The 18,671-nt window shown below is 62.4% G+C and carries 15 protein-coding genes and 1 pseudogene; 10 read left to right on the top strand and 6 right to left on the bottom strand.

Annotation, left to right across the window (positions count from 1 at the left end):
- Positions 1-272: 272 nt before the first annotated feature.
- Both Q8Q88_RS01120 and Q8Q88_RS24660 read left to right on the top strand, forming a co-directional pair.
- Positions 273-431 (top strand): hypothetical protein, encoded by a 159-nt coding sequence (locus tag Q8Q88_RS01120; RefSeq protein ID WP_305673357.1) that lies wholly within the window; start codon positions 273-275, stop codon positions 429-431.
- Between the two features lie 583 nt (positions 432-1,014).
- Positions 1,015-3,193: pseudogene (locus Q8Q88_RS24660) on the top strand (DUF3363 domain-containing protein).
- On the opposite strand, the gene Q8Q88_RS01100 reads toward Q8Q88_RS24660, so the two are convergent.
- Together Q8Q88_RS01100 and Q8Q88_RS01095 are read right to left on the bottom strand one after the other, a co-directional pair.
- Complete coding sequence (locus Q8Q88_RS01100; RefSeq protein WP_305673356.1) at positions 3,188-3,637, bottom strand: ribbon-helix-helix protein, CopG family; 450 nt, start codon at positions 3,635-3,637, stop codon at positions 3,188-3,190. The pseudogene Q8Q88_RS24660 and the gene Q8Q88_RS01100 sit on opposite strands and share 6 nt — an antisense overlap.
- On the bottom strand, positions 3,634-4,149 hold the full coding sequence (locus tag Q8Q88_RS01095; RefSeq protein ID WP_305673355.1) for a DUF2840 domain-containing protein: 516 nt from the start codon (positions 4,147-4,149) through the stop codon (positions 3,634-3,636). The genes Q8Q88_RS01100 and Q8Q88_RS01095 overlap by 4 nt, the downstream gene beginning before the upstream one ends.
- Positions 4,150-4,801: 652 nt before the next feature.
- On the opposite strand from Q8Q88_RS01095, the gene Q8Q88_RS01090 reads away from it, so the two are divergent.
- The 4 genes from Q8Q88_RS01090 to Q8Q88_RS01075 all read left to right on the top strand — a co-directional run bounded on the left by Q8Q88_RS01090 (position 4,802) and on the right by Q8Q88_RS01075 (position 9,119).
- The gene (locus Q8Q88_RS01090; protein WP_305673354.1) at positions 4,802-5,326 is read left to right on the top strand and encodes a hypothetical protein; all 525 of its coding nucleotides are present in this window, start codon (positions 4,802-4,804) and stop codon (positions 5,324-5,326) included.
- A gap of 202 nt (positions 5,327-5,528) precedes the next feature.
- Positions 5,529-5,672, top strand: coding sequence for a hypothetical protein (locus Q8Q88_RS01085; RefSeq protein WP_305673353.1), 144 nt, complete (start codon positions 5,529-5,531; stop codon positions 5,670-5,672).
- A gap of 16 nt (positions 5,673-5,688) precedes the next feature.
- Complete coding sequence (locus Q8Q88_RS01080) at positions 5,689-7,353, top strand: recombinase family protein (RefSeq protein ID WP_305673352.1); 1,665 nt, start codon at positions 5,689-5,691, stop codon at positions 7,351-7,353.
- 23 nt (positions 7,354-7,376) lie between these two features.
- On the top strand, positions 7,377-9,119 hold the full coding sequence (locus Q8Q88_RS01075; protein WP_305673351.1) for a DUF6538 domain-containing protein: 1,743 nt from the start codon (positions 7,377-7,379) through the stop codon (positions 9,117-9,119).
- Positions 9,120-9,569: 450 nt separating this feature from the next.
- Here the strand turns inward: Q8Q88_RS01075 and Q8Q88_RS01070 are convergent, their stop codons facing one another.
- Positions 9,570-10,013, bottom strand: a complete 444-nt coding sequence (locus Q8Q88_RS01070) for a helix-turn-helix domain-containing protein (RefSeq protein ID WP_305673350.1) — start codon at positions 10,011-10,013, stop codon at positions 9,570-9,572.
- 544 nt (positions 10,014-10,557) lie between these two features.
- Between Q8Q88_RS01070 and Q8Q88_RS01065 the strand changes: the two genes are divergently transcribed.
- From Q8Q88_RS01065 to Q8Q88_RS01055, 3 genes are all read left to right on the top strand, one after another.
- Positions 10,558-11,472 (top strand): hypothetical protein, encoded by a 915-nt coding sequence (locus Q8Q88_RS01065; protein ID WP_305673349.1) that lies wholly within the window; start codon positions 10,558-10,560, stop codon positions 11,470-11,472.
- 130 nt (positions 11,473-11,602) lie between these two features.
- Positions 11,603-11,974, top strand: a complete 372-nt coding sequence (locus Q8Q88_RS01060) for a hypothetical protein (RefSeq protein WP_305673348.1) — start codon at positions 11,603-11,605, stop codon at positions 11,972-11,974.
- Between the two features lie 161 nt (positions 11,975-12,135).
- A complete protein-coding gene (locus tag Q8Q88_RS01055; RefSeq protein WP_305673347.1) occupies positions 12,136-12,816 on the top strand; it encodes a recombinase family protein in 681 nt (226 codons plus the stop codon).
- A 9-nt stretch (positions 12,817-12,825) separates the two neighbouring features.
- Here the strand turns inward: Q8Q88_RS01055 and Q8Q88_RS01050 are convergent, their stop codons facing one another.
- Positions 12,826-14,046, bottom strand: coding sequence for a DNA cytosine methyltransferase (locus Q8Q88_RS01050; RefSeq protein WP_305673346.1), 1,221 nt, complete (start codon positions 14,044-14,046; stop codon positions 12,826-12,828).
- Between the two features lie 71 nt (positions 14,047-14,117).
- Between Q8Q88_RS01050 and Q8Q88_RS01045 the strand changes: the two genes are divergently transcribed.
- Positions 14,118-14,885, top strand: a complete 768-nt coding sequence (locus tag Q8Q88_RS01045; protein WP_305673345.1) for a type II restriction endonuclease — start codon at positions 14,118-14,120, stop codon at positions 14,883-14,885.
- A 50-nt stretch (positions 14,886-14,935) separates the two neighbouring features.
- Here Q8Q88_RS01045 and Q8Q88_RS01040 read toward each other — a convergent pair whose 3' ends face one another.
- Positions 14,936-16,792, bottom strand: coding sequence for an ATP-dependent helicase (locus Q8Q88_RS01040; RefSeq protein ID WP_305673344.1), 1,857 nt, complete (start codon positions 16,790-16,792; stop codon positions 14,936-14,938).
- On the bottom strand, positions 16,789-18,663 hold the full coding sequence (locus Q8Q88_RS01035; protein ID WP_305673343.1) for an ATP-dependent endonuclease: 1,875 nt from the start codon (positions 18,661-18,663) through the stop codon (positions 16,789-16,791). Before Q8Q88_RS01035 ends, Q8Q88_RS01040 begins: the two co-directional genes overlap by 4 nt.
- Positions 18,664-18,671 lie beyond the last annotated feature (8 nt).

The following is an 18,671-nucleotide window of genomic DNA, read 5'->3' as shown; positions in this document are numbered from 1 at the left end:
GGATTGTGTTGAAAAAGTGGGCGGCGGCCCGCCGCTAGGAGTGCAGCTTGGGGACTGCGAAGCATCCCCAGCCGTCGGGCTCGCCTTCCATACTTCCGAGCGGACGCGGCAGAGGCTAGTTCGAGGTCCGTGAGAGGGTGCAAGTCGGGCACCATATTCTGGCGAACGATGACGTCCGTGCCGGCGTCTTCGCGGGTCTCGACCATCGCGGCATAGCCTTGCTGGTTGGCCCACGCGCAGAAGGCCTCCGCAGCGCTGCTGTTATCGAAGACATGGGCAAGACACTCCGGCTGCAGGGCGGCCAGATCGGCCACCAGCCGGCCGGTGCCGCGGTCGAGCGCATGTCGGCGGACGCCGAGGCCGTCCTGGTGGTCTGGTCCGGCCCGCACGCCTGTGGCGGGCCGATCAGTCGCGCGGCGCGATCGTCTTAAGATAGCCCCGGCAGCTCTCCTCGACGCGCCGCTGCACCTCGGCGACACGACCGACCAGCCAGGTCAGCTGCTCGGCGGTGATCTCGTACTAGTCGGAGATCGTTCCCTTCGGAGGCGGTACGAAGAAGGGCCAGCAGAAGGACATCGAACGGGCCAAGGCCCTGCACGACGAATAATATCAGGCGCGCAAGACCGCCGCCAAGGCGAAGAAGGACAGGTGAGCCGTGGCTCTGACGCGGGACTACAAGCAGACGATCATTGAACGGGTCGAGCGTGATCTGGCGTTCGCCAAGGCTCTGCTCGACGAGGCCGCGACGCTGTCCCTCAACGGCGAGCCCGTCGCAGCGCGTCTGACTGGCTTCGCCGTCGCTCCTCGACGCGCGCCAATGGCGCGCGCCCTTGACGCTCATCGGCCCGTCCGGCCCTCGTTCCACCAAGCGCTCCAGGGCGGAATCCTTCCGAGCGAGGAGGGGCGCCTGGTATTGCGCCGGACGTGCCTCGCCCGGAGATTTCAAGGGCGGATAGGCGCGGAAAGGCCGCCTCAGACGACGGCAAGATTCAAGCATCCGGCCGGTTCGGGCGGATGCGATTGTCTGCACACTGGGTTTTCCCGGCCTACCGATTGGGCGGGGTCTTGCTCGGACCGCCACGCGCTTCTTTTTCAACGCCACGACCCGGCCCAAGTGGGCAACGCTTTGATCATCGGGGGCGTCGGCGCAAGCTCGTCGCCATGGACGACTTCCTCCTGGCGTTCGAGCTGAGCCCCGGCCGGGTTGGCAGTGACGGCGGCCGCGCGGCCGATCAGGGCGCGCGCCAAAGCCGCCAGGTCGCCCGCAGAGCGGGTGTGATCCGGATGCGGACGGCGCGGTCGCCCGGCAAGGGCAGGGCACCGAGGGGGCCAGGGCGCTGCTCGCGGATCGGCCGCGGCCAGGATGCGGCCAACGTCCTGAGACATCAGGCGCGCCAGCGGCAGGCCGCCGGCCAGCGCCCCCGACGGGTGGTGATCAAGGCGCGGATCGTCAGGTTGAAGCGTGGCAGCCAAGCCGCCGGCGCCCACCTGCGCTACCTGGTCCGCGATGGGGTCACCCGAGACGGCGAAGGGGCGCGGCTCTACGGGCCGGACTCGGACGCCGTGGACGGCGCCGCCTGCACCGAACGCGGCGCCGGCGACCGCCGCCAGTTCCGGTTCATCGTCGCCCCGGAGGACGGCGCCGAGCTGTCGGACCTGCGGTCCTTCACCCGCGAGCTGATGGAGCACATGCAGACAGATCTCGGCACGCGCCTGGACTGGGTGGCGGTCGATCACTTCAACACCGGCCATCCGCACAGCCATGTGGTGATCCGAGGCAAGGACGATCGCGGCGGCGACCTGATCATCGCCCAGGACTACATCACCGCCGGCCTGCGCCACCGCGCCGAGGATTTGGCCACCCTGGAGCTGGGTCCAGAGAGCGAGCTGGCGATATCCCGCAAGCTGGCGGCCGAGATCACCGCCGAGCGCCTGACCCGCATCGACCGGGCGATGATCGCCGACCTGGACGCCAGCCGGGTCCTCGACCTGCGGCCATCCCCAGGACAGGTCTGCGGCGAGGCCGACGCGGCCCTGCGCCTGGGTCGCCTGAAGACCCTGGAGTGTTTGGGCCTGGCCGATCAGACTCAACCTGGCGCCTGGGCCCTGTCGAAGGACATCGTGTCGACTCTGCAGGCGCTGGGCGAGCGCGGCGACATCCTCAAGGCCATGAGCCGGGCGCTCAGCCGCCGAGGTCAATCGCGTTCCCCGGAGGCTATGGTCCTCGACCCCGCTGGCGAGGGGGCGTCGCCGAAGATCGGCCGGGTGATCGACAAGCGCCTGGTTGATGAACTGGACGATCGTATCGGGCTGATCGTCGACGGGATCGACGGCCGAGTGCGACATGTGGAGGTCGATGGCGACAGCGCCGCCCAGGTTCCCATCGGCGCCGTCGTCGAGACCGGTCCAAGGCCGGCCAATCGACCGGCAAACCGGACGATCGCTCAATTGTCAGACGCTGGCGTCTATCGCCCCAGCGACCACCAGCAGCGCCTGGAAAGTGGCGAACTGCAGCTTCCCCCCGGCGCCAACGCCAGCGACCTAGTGGAGGCCCACGTTCGCCGGCTGGAGGCCCTGCGGCGGGCGGGTGTGGTCGAGCGGGAGACCCACGACGCCTGGGCCGTCCCGGAGGACTTCCTGGCCCGCGCCGAGGCCTTCGAAGCGGCCCAGGGCCGGCGCGCGCAGGTGCGGCTGCTGTCGGCCCTCGATCTTGAGGGCCAGATCACCAGCGACGGCGCACCTGGCTGGATCGGCGGCTTGTCGGCAAGAGGCTCGCGGAGGATTCGTCGCAAGGTTTCGGCGGCGAAGTGGAACGCGCCTTGGCGCGACGCCAGGATGAGCTCGTCCGCCAGGGTCACGCCGAGCACACGGCGTCAGGGGAATGGCGCGCCAAACCCGATCTGTTGCGGACCCTGGAGCGGCAGGAACTGAACCGGGTCGGCGCGGCTCTGGCCGCGGATAGGGACGTACCGTTCAAGATGCCGGAGGCAGGAGAGACGGTGAAGGGCAAGCTGGTCGGCAACCTGCAACTGGCGTCGGGGAGGTTCGCGATCTTGAAGGGGGCTTCGAGTTCAGTCTTGTGCCTTGGCGCCAGACGCTGGAGCGCTATCGGGGCCAAGAGATCGCCGGGATGATCGAGCCGGGCGGCGGCGTGACCTGCCAGTTGGGCCGCAATCGCGGGCTGGGACTATGATCCGGTGTCTGGCGGGGCCGCGTTCGTCTGCTCGTCGCCACCATCGGCGGGGCCATTGAACACCTGGTCGACCAGGGATCGGCCGCTGGTCAGCCGGCGGGTCAGCGCGTCGAGGAAGGCGCCATAACGCTCGGCTCCCACCGCCTGGGCGGCGGCGCGGTCCTCGGCGGGCAGCTTCGGCGTCGCGGTGAACCAGGCGCGGACGAAGATCGCCAGGGCTTCCGCACAGACCTGGACTTCCCGCTCGATGCGCTCCATGTGGCGGTTCATCCGGTCCAGCCGCCGCACCATCGCCGCCTCGGTGCGCTCGGCGCCGTCGGGCGACAGGAAGGCGGCCACCGCCGCGCAGACGATCTCCGACTTGGGCCGGCGGGTGCGCGTGGCCAGTTGGTCCAGCGCCTTGGAGAGATCGGCCGGCAAGTACACCTTGGTCTCGATTTTCATGCGTCGGAGGCTCCGGGAACATCGTTGTCGTCGGCCAGGCCCAGCCGCTGGCGCATGAGCCAGGCGCGGTGTCGGACGCGGTTGTAGGGGCTAGGCGTCTGGGCGACGCCGATGCGGTGGCCGACATGGCGCCAGTGGTCGGGCGCGACAGTGGCGGGCTGCAGGCCGGCGGCCTGGACGGCGTCGATCGCCGCCAAAACGGCCTCGACCTTGGCCCAGGTCTTCAGGTCCAGCAGGACCTCGACCACCGGCGTCACGGACTGGACAACGTCACCGGTCTCGTCCGGCCGCAAAGACCGCAGCACCCAGATGCGCGAGACGGTCGTGCCGTACTTGCCGCCTTCCCAGTGGACCAGGGCGAACACCGCGCCGGGCGCGAAGGACAGTACCCGGCGGCGGCGGTCGATGATCCGCTCGGCGACCGGCCGGCCGAAGCGAATCCAGCGCTCCACCCGGCCTTCCAGCCAGATGAGTTCAACGTCAGTTAGCGGCGCAGGGGAGGGCTCAAGCATCACAGGCTCGCTTGGGGCGAACGCATGGTCGGTCGGACCGTGGGGCAATAGGCGCGGGCCGGCGAACGCAGAAAGACAGGCGGTGGCGGGGAATCGGCGGAGCCGCGATTTTACTGCTCGGACATCCCCGGTCTTGGTCGACGCCTTGAATCGCGGCCGCAAAGTGGGCCGGACGGGCCGCCGAGCCTCAAGGGCGGCTTCGCCGTCGCGGAGCGACGCGCGCCCAGGCGCGCGCCCTTGACCCTCACCATCCCGCCCGGCAGAGGCTGGGCAAGCGCTCAGGGCGAGGCCCGACCGGGGTCGGTCCAGTCTCTACGAGCGAAGCCGAACGCCGGGGCCGCCGTTGGCGTCCGCGCTTGGCTCTAGGAAGACAACACCAGCACCTTCAAGAGCGCGTTGAACCGCAGCCACATTTTCGGCCGAACTGCGACCAGGACCCGCCGCGCCTTCCATGCGGCGAATGGTTTGCAGCGAAATGCCGGCGGCGCTCGCCAGCTTCGCGCCGCTCCAGCCAACGAGGCCGCGCGCAGCGCGTATCTGTGCCGCCGTCAACATCTTGCGTATCTTTTAGTGCCTATCATGGTGCTTTTTGATTGATCCCGCCGACTCGCTGTGGCACTAAAAGCATAATCACTATTGTGAGGCCTAAACCATGGGTTCGCGTCGAAAGGCGGACGACTCCGCGCGCCTGCTTACCGTCTCTCGCCCTACCCTGATCGGGGCGGCCACGGTTGCGCCCGTCCTCGGCGGTGAGCTGCTCGCCACCAACGACACCGTCGCGCGGTGCGCGGCGTGGCTCGCCCTGGACCTGGAGATCGACCGGTTGGCCGTGCGCTGGTCGCAGCTCGAAACCTTGATGGCGCGCAGCCATCGCTGGTTCGCGCTCACGCCTGCCGAGCGGCGGGCGCTGCCCGAAGCGGCAGAGATGTTCGTGATTGACGACACGCTGGAGGCGTTGTCCCGCCAACGGGAGCGGATGTTGCAACCGCTTTCCCGGCTGAAGGCCGACACGCTGCACGGCGTCGCCAGCAAGTTGGCCGTCGCCGCCCGTCTCCTGCAGCATGAGGACAACCCGGCTCAGCCTTTCGTCGCCAGCGCCCTGCGCGAGCTGGCGGATATGGGCTGTCCTGGCTGCGGAGCCGCCTATGCGCCCGCCAGCGTCACCAGGCGCCGCTAGCGAAGCCTTGATGGCCAGCCGCAGCGCGAAACTGCACTCTCTGGCTTGTCATTGCGCGCGACACCGCGCGGGTCTTCGCGTCGTAGATTGGGGCGGTGTCGGCGCCGGCTGGTGTCCGCCACTGTTGTCGGATGCCACGCGCCCGGCCTCAACGCGCCGCCCTGATCGACCTTCGCGATTACCTGGATGGTCCAAGCCCCCCGTGGGCCGCCCGCCCAAACACAATCTCGCCGCCTGGCGCGTCGTCGACGATTGGCCTCAACAAGTCCCTGTGAATCCAGAAGAAACCGACGTGTTCGAGCGCTGGTTCGGTGACATGATCGAAGAGCTGTTCGGACCGTCCTGATCTCGTCGAGGCCTTGATGATCCTGCCTTTGCGCGCTGCGCTCTACCTTCGCGTCTCCACGGCTCGCCAGGCCGAACACGACGTCTCCATTCCCGACCAGAAGCGCCAGGGCGAGGCCTACTGCCAGGCCCGAAGCTATGAGCTGGTCGAGACCTTCGTGGAGGCCGGCGCCTCGGGCATCAACGATCGCCGGCCAGAATTTCAAAGGATGATGGAAGCGGGGACGTCCAAGCCGGCGCCATTCGACGTCGTGGTGGTCCACTCCTTCAGCCGCTTCTTCCGCGACCACTTCGAACTGGAGTTCTACGTCCGCCGGCTCGCCAAGAACGGCGTCAAGTTGATCTCCATGACCCAGGAACTGGGTGACGATCCCATGCACACGATGATGCGCCAGATCATGGCGCTCTTCGATGAATACCAGTCCAAGGAGATCAGCAAGCACACCCTTCGGGCCATGAAGGAGAACGCCCGCCAGGGGTTCTGGAATGGGTCCCTGCCGCCGATCGGCTACCGGGTCGTCGAGGCCGAGAAGCGCGGCGCCAAGATCAAGAAGACCCTGGAGATCGACCCGTTGACGGCCGACACCGTCCGCCTGGCCTTCCGGCTCTATCTAGAAGGTGACGGTGTGAGCGGGGCCATGGGCGTGAAAGCCATCGCCAGCCACCTCAACGCCCGGCGCATCCCCACCCGCGAGGGCGGGCGCTGGGGCACCGGCCAGGTCCACCGGATGTTGACCCGCACCACCTACATCGGTCGCCACGAGTTCAATCGTCGGGGCAAGACCAAAGCGCTGAACCCTGACGACCAGATCGTGCCGGTCGAGGTTCCGCGGCTGATTGATCAAGCCACCTTCGACGCCGTACAGGCCAACCTCAAGGCGCGCAACCCAAAGATCTTGCCGGCCCGTGTGGTCAGCGGCCCGACCCTGCTCACCGGTATCTGCTTTTGCGCCGACTGCGGCGGCGCCATGACCATCCGGACCGGCAAGGGCGGGCGCTATCGCTACTACACCTGCTCCATTAAGGCGCGACAGGGCGAGACCGGTTGCAAGGGCCGCTCCATCCCCATGCCGAAGCTGGACGATCTGGTCGCCGAGCACCTTGAGACGCGGCTGCTGGCTCCGGAGCGCCTGGCGGAAATCCTCTCCGTCGTTCTCGATCGACGTCAGGATCGCGCCCGACGGCGCGGCGAGCATGTCGCCGAGTTGGGCAAGAGGGCCGCCGAGGCCAGCGCCCGGCTGAAGCGGCTGTATGACGCCATCGAGAGCGGCGTCGCCGATCTGGACGACCCGGCGCTGAAGGATCGCGTCACCGAGTTGAAGACGATCCGGGATCAGGCTCGGGCCGATGCCGATCGGGCGCAGGCGGCAAGCCAGGGGCGGCAGGAGGTCATCACGCCGGCCAAGCTGCAGGCGTTCGCCGAGGCCGCCCGGCGGCGTTTACGCGGACCGCAGGGCGGCTATCGGCGCGATCACCTGCGGGCGCTGGCGCAGCGGGTCGAGGTGGCTGACAGCGAAGTTCGGATCATGGGGTCTAAGAGCCAACTGCTCCGGACGCTCGTCGCCTCGCAGAGCGTGCCGCCGGCGATGGGCGGCGTGCCCACTTCTGTACTGAAGTGGCGGAGAGGGTGGGACTCTCACGTGAGCAACACGTTCAGCTCGAAAATTCAATTAGTTGACTAATATCAGACTGTTGTGAGATGTGCGTGCGCATCAAAGTGTGCAACAACGTGTGTTTCGTGAAGCTTCCTACGTATATCCGGCGTCGGGCCGCAGTCTTCTATTTCGTTCGTCGCGTGCCCGAGTTGGCGCTCCATCGGCCCGAGTTCAAAGGGCAACCCATTTGGCGGATTTCCCTGAAGACGACGGAGCGGGAGGAAGCTCGGCAGCGGGGCGCGGCACAGCTCGCATGGTTTGAAGCGGTGGTGAATGGGGACGCCCCAGAGCCTACATCCACTGCGGGGCCAGGACGCGACAAGCTCACCGTCCCAGACGAGAGCGCCATGCACGCGCTGGCAGGAGACTACTTTCGCCGCGAATTCGAGCGTTGGAAAAGGCGACGGCTGAGTGCGCCAGTAGGATCGGTGTCCGGGGATCATGTCGACGACGAATACGAGTTACGCCTGATGGGCAACCCTCGGGAGGACATCGAGACCTCCGTTGACGCGGCCCTAAGCCGATACATCCGCGAACATGACCTCGCGCTCCCCGAAGGGTCTGAGCAGCGCTACCACTTGAGAAGTCTCTTACTTCAGGTTTGGGACGACCTATCGCCGGCGGTGGACGATCTCGTTCGACGCGAACGTTTCGCTCCCGACCCCAAGACCCAACTGATCAGGAACGCACCGGACAAGATCACCATCGCCCAGTCGTGGTCGCTGCGGCAACTTGAGGCGCGCTTCATGTCGACTAACCCGAGGATCGGCGAGTCGTCCAAGCGCAAGATCAAGCACATTGTCGCTGTCTGGGATGGACTAGGTCTGGGCGAGCTGGGCGTCACGAGCATTTCGCACCGAGACATCAGCCAATTCGTCGGTCTCTCGCGAAGAACGCCCGTCAACGCTTCAAAGCGGTTTCCCGCAGTGACTTTGCTTGCGGCAATCGAGCTAAATAGTGGGCGGGCGGAGCCGTACCCCACCCTCTCCGACAAGACGATCTTCGATGGATATATTCCCGCCCTTCGGAAGCTCCTCGAGTTCGCGATTGACGAGGGGATCATCGAAAATGACCCGGTCACACGTCTTCCAAAACGAACGGACGTGAGCGTCACTGCACGGCATAGGATTTTCCAAGCGCACGAACTGACCACCCTCTTCCAGCATCCCTGCTTCACGGGGTGCGCCGGAAATGAGCGGCCAAACAGTCCAGGAACTCTCCGTCGAGACGATGAGTATCATTGGGCTCCGATCATCGCGCTCTTCACCGGTGCACGAGCATCAGAGGTCGCGCAGCTAACGGTTCAACGGTGCGTTATCGACGCGCCAGTCCCTCACATCGAAATCGCCGCGCTGGAAAACGGACGCCTCAAGAGCGGGAGCGCATATCGCCTCATTCCCATTCATTCGAAGCTGGTCGCAGCGGGGTTCATCGAGTTCGTGAAGCGCCAACAGAAGCTCGGCGTAGATCGCTTATTCCCGGCCTGGGAGCGGTCAAAGAACCCTGCTCAAATGTTCTCCAGCGCTCGGGTGATACGGAATTTCAATGAGGTGATAGCGCCAGCATGTGTGGATCGCATCCCGGCTCCCACGTTTCACACGCTTAGGGCCAACTTCAAGACTCAGCTCGTTATAGGAAAAGTCCCGGTTCAGTATCAGAATGCTTTGATGGGACATGCTCAAAGCGGAGAAGACCCGAGCTACATGGGAACATTAGAACTTCGAACTCTATCTCCGGAAATGGAAAGAGCCTCTTTCGACGGACTTGACCTTTCACACCTATTCAAAAGATAAGTCCTAGAAGAAAATCCATTATACTGATCATGGTCCCGCCATATTTTTCCGGGTATAGGATTTTGCCCTTACATTTCTCACTACCTGACGAAACCTGTATCGACCCGAACTAAATACGCCGGAGGAATTAGGTACCAACCCTTATATGGAGAGGAGGGCGCTCGAAACCCTTATGCCGCTTAGATTTCGCCGGGCATAGAGCTGCAGGTTGCCGCTGACCTTCCTAACAAGACCGAACACGCACTCCGGGGTCGTCCGCCTCGGAAAGACTTGAGGAGATGCTCTGTTCGGTGCCTCGCGGCCATTCCTTCCAGCGGCTCGCCAGATCGAGAAGAGATATAAGATCGAGCCTGACCACAATAGATGCTCACAGGCGGTGGTTGCGCTGTTGCGGTACGCCCCTAGCAGCGATGCTCCGCATGAGCGCCAGCGAGGATCCCTGCGTCGCCCTCAGCGATCTTGATCGTCACTGGTGAGGAGCTGTTCCTCAGCAAGCATCTCGGACACGCGAGCGAACTCCTTCGCCGGATCAGCACCAAGCGCGAGCACCATCGCCCGGAACTCCGCCGGGTCGATCCGGCGCTCGAAGCGCTCCGATTTCGAGATGTAGGACTGTGGTTTCTCAAGCCTTGTCGCGAGCTGCACCTGGGTGATCCCCAGACGGGTCCGCAACGCGATCAAGTGATCAACGAACGCGCGGTAATCCGGATCGGAAAGTGTGGAGGGCATCGGAGCCGCTGTTGCGAGGCGCGGCAATCCGATTAGAACCCATAGTGGGATATCCCATAACGGGTTTGCTAGCGACAAGCCCTTGCGTGGAAGCGGGCTAGCTTTGACATCGAAGACCAACCAAGAAACCGCCGGCGGGTGCGTCACGGGCGTCGTGATCATCATCGGACTGATCATATTTGCAGTGAGTTCGTGTGGGAAACGCGAGGAGGAAACCGCTGCGGCTCCAATCGACTACTGCCCTAGTCACCAAGTCACAGTCCGGAGCGCACAGGGCGACCTGTCGCGAGTTCAGGCCGACCTGGCAATCGCCAGGGACGCTGCAACCGCTACGGACCCCGTCGCTATTCGCCAGTATAGAGCGCTGGTCGCCGCTAACATGGGGGTGCTTCCCCACCAGGCCGATGGCTGGCGCAGCGTATATCTTGGAAGGCTTGCAACCGCCGAGCGTGAGCTACCCGACGCAGTGCACCGCCTTGGAGACGCAGAAAGGCGGTACAAAGCGATGTGTGGAGATGGAAGCGCATCGACGTCGCACGACAACGTGGAAACGGTACCGCCCGCCAATCAATGAGGCCAAGGCGGGCAGTCAGTCCGGCCACGCCTTGAAAGGCCGCATCCTACGTGAACGATCCCACTCGCGCACCCGCTTCATAGTTGATAGCCACGACGCTAATCATTGAAGTGAAAGGGAGCGTCGGGGTCTTAGGTGACGAGTCAGTGGGAAAAGCTCAAGCGCATCAAGGATGACCTCGGCGCGATCCAAGAGAGCGACCTTGCGCTCGCCCTCAAGATCAAGCGGATAGTGTCCAAGCGGCCTGGCATCCCGTCAAAAGTCTCGAACCCACGAACGCGCTCTGACCTCCTCGACGACCGCGAAATCCTCAAGCGGATCAACGGGTCTATCCGGAAGCGCAATAGCGTCGCTCTCACGGCTGGGCCGACCCGTGTAGTGAAGGAAGAGGCTACTCCTTCACCAATCAATCCGGAGGACGATAGCAGCACCGGGAAGGTTGAGAAGGTTCATGTTCGTCACTGGGACCATAGCTCTCAGATCATGAAGTCTCTGGCCTATGGCGCTGCTATTCCCTCTAGCCGCCGTCACGCCATGACGATCCGGATACGACCCGACATAATCGATCACGCCCTTCGTTCGCCGAAGGGTTTCGTTGGTTATATGCAGGATCGAATTACTCGGTTCATGAAGAAAGCCCTCGGTCCAACGCTCCCCGTTCCCGACTTCATGATCGCGGTCGAGGGCGTGCCCCTGGAGGACTTTCACCTCCACGGAGCGATAGACCTACCTGTCGACGCCAAGCTCGTAGAGACGATCAAGAGGGCGCTTCTGGAAGCGAGCGGCGACGTGACAGGTCCAGCTAGGGCCCGAAAGGTCCATTTCAAACGGATCGATCAAGTTGCTGGTTGGTTCGCCTACATCGGTAAAGCTCGCCTCTCGACGGAAGAGAGTCTCAAGATCGACAGGCAACGACGCGGCATCCCGCCATTGCCTAAGAAGGAAGGTCTCGTCGGCGCAAACCTCGCACTAAGGCGTGCCGGCAAGGACTGGTTTCAAGCCGCAAGACGGACCGAGGCCCCACTTCTTCGCTTCGAGCCTCGCGCCTAAGGCTGAGCGGTCCGGGAATAGCTACTGGTGCCAGACTGATACCCTAACGCGCAGCACCAAGCTGTTTTAGCTCGACCTCCAGTCGGCGAGATCGAGCGGACCAACGGGACGGATCGCGGTAGAAGTCGTGGTGAGCCTGTTCTCGGTGGGCTTCGGCATGGGCGACAGCATTCGCAGCGTCGTCCGCAGCGCCCTTCGCATCAACGAGCACATAGAGAAGTCTGGTATCCACTGCTCCCGCAGCGATCAGGCCGCCGAGCACCTGGCTGACGCGAGCCGCTCGCTGCATACGGTCGTGCGCATCCTCGGGGTCTACACCTCTCACGATGTCTCGCATCCAAACCTCGGTCTCTTGGAAGATGAGGAGACCGTCCCTCGCTATCGCAATAGCCCTCGCGCGCTGATGGCGGGCTTGCTGCCACGGAATTCCAATCGCAATTCCGAGCGCCGCCATGGCTGCGAACGTAGCCGCGAAAGCGCCAGCCCAAGCGGCGTTCGCTGACGAGACTTGCGCAGCTATCGCGTCCAACTCACCCCACATTGCGGGTACTCGTCCTCTAGCAAAACTCTGAAAGCATCGCCCGTGGGATATGACTTGGCCCCAGACGTGGCTAGCTTTACATTTGTCGCAACGGTCGTTGAGACAAACGCCAAGAGAGATCGATGCCTGAAAAGTTCGTGGCCTATTATCGAGTAAGTACCAAACGCCAGGGCCTGAGCGGACTGGGCTTGGACGCGCAACGGGAGGCAGTTCGTCGCTTCGTCGCCGATGGACAATTGGTCGCCGAGTACGAGGAAATCGAGAGTGGAAAGCGCGCTGACCGTCCTGCGCTCGAAGGAGCGCTTAGAGAATGCCGTCTAAGCGGCGCGACGCTCCTCATAGCCAAGTTGGATCGCCTTAGTCGCAGCGTGGCGTTCCTGTCGCGTCTCATGGAGGATGGGACTGAGTTCCGAGCCGTTGATATGCCTCAGGCCAACCGGTTCATGATCCACATCATGGCGGCGATGGCGGAGCAGGAACGAGAAATGATCGCCCAGCGCACGCGGGCGGCGCTGAGCGCCGCAAGAGAGCGCGGCGTCAAGCTTGGCGGTCGGCGCGGCACCCACCGCATCGAACTGTACGGAGAGGAAGGGCGGAAGCGTTCAGCAAACATCAGATCAACCCAAGCTTCCCGGCGCGCCCAGGAAATCGCCCAAGTCATTGCCGATCTGAACGCCGCTGGAGTGACGACTCAGAGCGGGATCGCGAAAGCCCTCAACGAACGCGCAATCGCCGCTCCACGCGGAGGTGCCTGGAGTGCCGGTCAAGTTCGCAGGATCGCCTTACGCACGACTGCACTCTAGGCCGACGAGTTATGCTGCCCGGCGTGCACGCGCTCGATTTCCCATGCCTTCGCCTGGGTGTTCAGCGTGATCGCCAACGAGATGCATGTACTTCGCCGCAACTCCTGAGGTGGGCTCTCGATTGAATGCCGCTTTGCGCTTGGGTGGGATCAGTTTGAGAGCGCCCGTGACCGGGCGCTCCAATAGCTGCGCCTTTATCTGTCGGGCCATGACCTCAGCTAGCAGCGAGGGCACAGCGTTGCCTAACAGCTTCTGAACGTTGGCTCGCCCGCAATTGAATTGAAGCTCCGGAGGGAACGTCTGGAGGCGGCACAGCTCAAGCGTGGATAGCCGTCGGTTCGACCAATGGAACGGACCAATCGCGGAGCCAGGTTGGGCTTGGATGGTCCATGAAGGGCGGTCTTTCGCCAGTTTTAGGAGAAAACTCCAATACCGAGTCCGCCAGCCGAAGAGCGGCACTCCCCCTCCGCGCGATGTGTGCCAGAGGTAGTTTTCGCCTTCCGGAATGCTGGGAAGCAATTCTGCCCAACGCCCTCCCATCGCCAATCCGGCCTCGTTCGGTGAGGCCGCCAGGTCTCCAATGGCGTCCCATGCAGTGCGCCATGGCTCCTGACCGCCGCTCGGCACAGAGAAATGCGTTGGCGTGGGAAACTTGAATTCGACGCCCTCACGCGATCCGACGAGAAAAACTCGCTCACGCATTTGCGGCACGCCGTAGTCAGCAGCATTGAGTTTCGCCCACGTCACCACGTAGTTCGCGCCGGTTCGGCGGTTGATGTCCGCAATTCCTGCCAGCAGGAACTGCAACCCCTCGTCCTTTCCTTTGAATGCCAGCCCATGAACGTTCTCTAGGAGAAACGACTTAGGCAGAGTGTCCTCTACGACGCGCAAATACGCATGGAGCGTCGACGCTCGCGGATCATCCAATCGGCGCGCATCGCCGGCTACCCAATAGCCAGACTTGGAGAAGGGCTGGCACGGCGGGCCACCGATCAAGATATCCGCCTCGCCCGCCTTTAACCCACCTGCTCTGAGGATTTCCTCCGAAGTGATCTGATGGATATCGCCTTCGAGAACCGGCCACGATCTGTTTAGGCGCAGCGTTTCGCAGGCAATTCGATCCCACTCGATAGCCACCGCGGTCTCGAAGCCCGCCGCCTCAAAGCCGAAATCCAGTCCTCCCACTCCAGTGAAGAGGCTAATGGCGCGTGGCGGACGACTCGTGCTCATGTTCGAGAACTTAAGGGCGACACGCTCGGCGGCAAAGGGTCAGTTCGCCGCCTCGGGGAAACGACTAGCTTATGGACACCGCCATCCAGCTTCTTCGGAAGTGCTGCGCCAACTACGTCTTTGAGCCGGTTGCCATTTTCAAGAAAAGCGGTGACCACCCCTGGCCCCTGGTCGCGGAAGATGAGGCCGACCTCGAAGCCCAACTTATGGACGGTGGGCATTTCCTCCCGCTCCCGAAAGAGCCGGCTGCGCTTGCCAATGTGGTGGAAGTTGCGGTGGTGGATTTTGTAATTGACCAGCTTCAGGGGAAGGCGCGCATCGAGCTAACTCGCGGCACTGAGCGCGGATACCCGGACATAGAGCTACGGGTGGGGGCGGATCACTTCGCCATCGACGTCAAAGTCGCGCGTCGCGCCACCAACAAAAAGGGCCTGCCGACGGGTCGCACAGATAGCCGCATTACGCTCTACACCGGAAACACGTTCTTCTTGCACCCGACCATCCACTGGGCGGGAACGTTTCGTCCGTTTGCTGATTACAAAGGCCACATCGACATAATCGCGCTCTACACGCTCGATCCGGCATCTGCCACTCGAGTGCGCGACTTCGAACTGGTTGTGGCCGAGCCTTGGAAGATTGGCTCCCGGCATAGAAGCTCCACCACACGCGAGTACCTCGGAGCAGTGCAGGAGATAGATCGCCTTCGGAATGAGACGGGCGATTTCGCGACGCAAGCGGAGTTCTATAGCTACTGGCGAAAGCATCCGTGGAAGATCGGAAAAGCTGTCCAGCAGCAGTTACAAAAACTAGCGGCTCAAGCCGCTAAGGCGACCACCTAAGCCTCGCTGAGTTCGCCGGTCTTTGGCGTCGAGGCTCCCGTAATCTTCCGCTATCCGACACTTTGCATGAGATGAAGAAAGCGCGACTCGACCGTCGCTCGTGTGTCTCCCCACGGCATCATGCGAAGCTTCGGATAGGTGAGGTAGAGCAGGCGCTTTGAGCGGGTCGCCGCAACAAACGCATTTCTCAGCTCTTCAGTCAGCGCCTGTGGGTGCCGCGCGCGATAGTCCGGAAAAATTCCTTCAGCGAGACCCGCCACGAAAACCACATCGAACTCGAGTCCCTTCGAGGCGTGGACCGTCATCAACGCCACGCCGTCGGCATTTGGCTGCTGTGTCGAGCCCAGTGCCATATGGCTCAGAAAGCCGCCTAGCGACGCCGCTGAGGGCTTGTTCCGAAGATACTGATCCCACTCTCCTCCGATGATCTCGGCATCGCTGTAGACGTACCTCCGAGCTTCCTCATCGAACCCATCGGCATGACGCTTCAGAAGCGACAGGGCGAGCGGCAACCTGATCGCTTGGCTGCCGCTAACGATCGCCTCCAGCGCGTCGATGACTGCAGTACCATCTATCTGTCCGTCTGCCGGTGCGACTGTTCGAAGAGCGTCAATCACGTCAACGCCAGCCGCGCACACCGGAGCGGAGTCGGCTGATGCACCCCAAGCCTTGAGCAGCGCGTTCAGGTGGAAGCGATCCGCTGGATTGGCGATCAGCCGCAGGCCCAAGAGGAATTGCTGGATCAAATCCGACTCGTACTCATGAGCAGCAGAGAGACGTCGGAAGAATTTCATCCCGCGCTTCTTAAGTTCGCTCTCGACTGCAGCGATGCAATACCGATTTCGGCCCAACACGGCGCATTTTGAGAGGATGAATTCACCCTCGATATCGGGGTGACCTTCACGGAGAAGCCGCTCAATCTCGTCCACAACAAGATTGGCCTCGTGCTCTTCGTTGTTGCCGACCATCACTCGTACCCAACCCGTGATCGGGAGCTGACCCTCGACGGAATAGCTCGGGATCAACTGGCGTGCGGCCCGGACAACCATCTGCGACGATCTGAAGTTTTCCGTCAGCTCGACGCGCTTGGCTGCGAAGTCTCGGGCGAATTCCTCCATGAAACGAGGGCTCGAAGTGTTGAAGCCGTAGATTGATTGCTTCGGATCGCCCACCATCATGACATTGCGAAAACTGTCTCCGCAAAGCGCAGTGATTACGGCGTATTGCGCTTCATTGAGGTCTTGGGCTTCGTCCACGCAAACGTAATTGTAGATGCGGCGATACAGATCGGCGACCTGTGGAGCTTCTGTTAGAAGCCGATAGCCGAGCACGAGCAGGTCATCAAAATCATATGCGCCTGAGGCGGCCAGTCCTGCGTTGTATGCATCAAGCAGGCGTTCCTCGAAGCTTCCGGTTTCGGGAGCGCCGGTGAGAGGGTGGGTCTTGATGCGGGAGATTTCCTGCAACCAATCGCCCAGCCGCAGATTTTGGTCCTTCGTCGACCCAGCCTCTCTTAGCTCCCCCGCCAGCCAAGGATCGTCATTCACGGCAAGCATTAAGACCTGACGGCGATCTTGCGCCCGCTCAAAAATCTGTGGCTGACCGCTGACTCCGATTGCTTTGCCCCTGTCAGCCAATAGCTCAAGGCAAAACCCGTGAAGCGTACTCACGGTCGCTCGTTGCTTTTGCTCCCCGAGCCCTTCCAAACGCTCCGCCATTTCGTTGGCGGCCTTGTTGCTGAAGGTGAGTGCGAGCACCTTGAAATGGGCATGCGGCTTTTCAAGCAAGGTCCGCACCCGTTCCGTTAGCACTCGGGTCTTTCCGGAACCGGGGCCCGCGACAACCAAGATCGCGCCTTGGTCGTGACTCACCACTTCCTGCTGTCTTGTCGAGAGGGAGAGCTTCATTGCGTCGGCGTTCCGGTTGACCATCCAAGCTTTGTCGAGATCGCGTCGAAGACCAAACGGACGTGCTTTGGTGGGCTTCGGCCGTTGTCTTTGATACTCGCGATGTGGGTAGCTATTGGAACCGCCATACGTGTCTTCTGCGCTCGCATGGCATCGAGGATAGCGAGGTCACGTCCGCCCTCGCCTTTGAAATCCTTCTTGCCTTCTCCCTTCTTCATCGGCTGCCCCTGCTGAGCAGCAGCGTGCGCAGTGATGTAGTCCGCATTTTGGTGAAGTTCGTTGAACGCCGCTTCGATCTCCGTCTGATATCCGTCCGCGACCAACTGCGCTTCAAAGTCGTTTCCAAGCTCCATCGTGACGACATTGTCGCAATCGGTGTGGGCACCGAGCCCGACCTTCTCCAGGCATTTGTTCAGTGTCTTGAGAGGCTGCTCTTCGGCGTCCGATAGAATGAACCAGGGAATGCCTAGGCTTTTCGCGAGCCAGACGAACGGGAAATAGTCGGTCCCACTCACTGGAACGAAGCTTAAGCCGAGTTCATGTATGGAGCTTCCCCAGTGCCGCTCGGCGAGCACCGGCAAAGAGCATTCTTCCGTCTCTCCTTCGAATAGGAGGATCCCACTGGAGAACAGCAAATCGCCCCGCGTCAGCATGATCCTCTGCTCGAGTTTTCGAACTTCGTCGGCGGATATTTCGGACACATCGAGGCGGCATACTTTGCTCTCGACCCCCTCCTTCCGGAAAAGACGAAGCTGCCCGATCTTCGCTTGGCTGGCGAAGTACGGTGAGTGCGTACTCACAACGACCTGGGCCGGCATCGCCTGAACCTGGCTGTATAGAGATCGCTGGGCGTGCGGATGGAGGTGTGCCTCCGGCTCCTCCAATGCCAGAAACGTATGCACCAAATTGTGGTCCTGCTTCGCTTGTTCCGAGCGCCAACTCGCGAACGCTTGGAAGACGAGCAGGGAGGCTAGGCTGCGGGTGCCCATTCCGTGCCGAGCTAGCGGAAAGGAAAGGTCGCCGGCACCTGAAATGCTCACGTCCAATCCCTTGGATAGATCTCTTAGACGACGCGCCACGGGGGATATGTCGACGGTCGCGTTCTCACCCGCCAGCACGCCCTTAAGCCCGCTGAGGTGCCCGCCCACGTGCTTCAGCACAGCACTTCCACCGACTAGCTGTTGATTGAGATCGCTCAACAGCCTTTCCGCTTCGGCAACGGCCTCCTGCTCAAGGCCGAGGTCGTCCGTCAACCGACGCCAGAAAGACGCTCGAGTGCGTAGGTCTTCATCCATGTCTCGCTTAGCGTCGATATAGTGAAGCGCTATCGGCTCTAGCTGGTGTGCCGACACCCGTTCCTTTTCCTCGGCATTCGCAAAGTTCGCAGCCTCAAGCCAGTCCCTCAGAAACTTGCGCTCGATCCGATATTCACCGCTCGCCATGCTCCAGGCGATCGTTGCTCGGATCGCGACAAAATCTGCGAAGTCGTCGTCCTGAGAAATTCCGGTGGCGAAAAGCTCGGTCCAATAGGACCCCTGAGGAAAGGCGGCGATCACACCGCCCACGTCATCGGTCGGACGAATGAGCAGATCGACTATCGCCTTTCGCTCTCTCGGGACGTCCACCTCGCCGCCCGCCAAGTGAATGTCGTCCTTCCCGAACGCCCGCCGTTGAGCGCCGACCGCCGCGCAAATCGCGTCAAGAAAGCTGCTCTTGCCCGCATTGTTTGCGCCAAGGATCACCGTCACTTGGTCGAGTTCGACCTCGACAAATGCCAAACCCCGAAAATTGGAAACTCGAATGGCAGCGAACTTGAGCCCAGACGGAGGAGCTAATTTCGGCTCGGGCGTGGCTTCGGCCTCATCAGTCATAGGGCTCT

The organism is Phenylobacterium sp., from assembly GCF_030697925.1.
Lineage (GTDB): Bacteria > Pseudomonadota > Alphaproteobacteria > Caulobacterales > Caulobacteraceae > Phenylobacterium.
This window is presented reverse-complemented; position numbering and strand designations above follow the sequence as displayed.

Coding starts and splice junctions, on each gene's coding strand:
- Q8Q88_RS01100 (WP_305673356.1), bottom strand. CDS start 3,637: ATGAAAATCGAGACCAAGGTGTACTTGCCGGCCGATCTCTCCAAGGCG.
- Q8Q88_RS01090 (WP_305673354.1), top strand. CDS start 4,802: ATGGGTTCGCGTCGAAAGGCGGACGACTCCGCGCGCCTGCTTACCGTC.
- Q8Q88_RS01070 (WP_305673350.1), bottom strand. CDS start 10,013: ATGATGATCACGACGCCCGTGACGCACCCGCCGGCGGTTTCTTGGTTG.
- Q8Q88_RS01040 (WP_305673344.1), bottom strand. CDS start 16,792: ATGAAGCTCTCCCTCTCGACAAGACAGCAGGAAGTGGTGAGTCACGAC.
- Q8Q88_RS01095 (WP_305673355.1), bottom strand. CDS start 4,149: ATGCTTGAGCCCTCCCCTGCGCCGCTAACTGACGTTGAACTCATCTGG.
- Q8Q88_RS01035 (WP_305673343.1), bottom strand. CDS start 18,663: ATGACTGATGAGGCCGAAGCCACGCCCGAGCCGAAATTAGCTCCTCCG.
- Q8Q88_RS01080 (WP_305673352.1), top strand. CDS start 5,689: ATGATCCTGCCTTTGCGCGCTGCGCTCTACCTTCGCGTCTCCACGGCT.
- Q8Q88_RS01120 (WP_305673357.1), top strand. CDS start 273: ATGGGCAAGACACTCCGGCTGCAGGGCGGCCAGATCGGCCACCAGCCG.
- Q8Q88_RS01055 (WP_305673347.1), top strand. CDS start 12,136: ATGCCTGAAAAGTTCGTGGCCTATTATCGAGTAAGTACCAAACGCCAG.
- Q8Q88_RS01050 (WP_305673346.1), bottom strand. CDS start 14,046: ATGAGCACGAGTCGTCCGCCACGCGCCATTAGCCTCTTCACTGGAGTG.
- Q8Q88_RS01045 (WP_305673345.1), top strand. CDS start 14,118: ATGGACACCGCCATCCAGCTTCTTCGGAAGTGCTGCGCCAACTACGTC.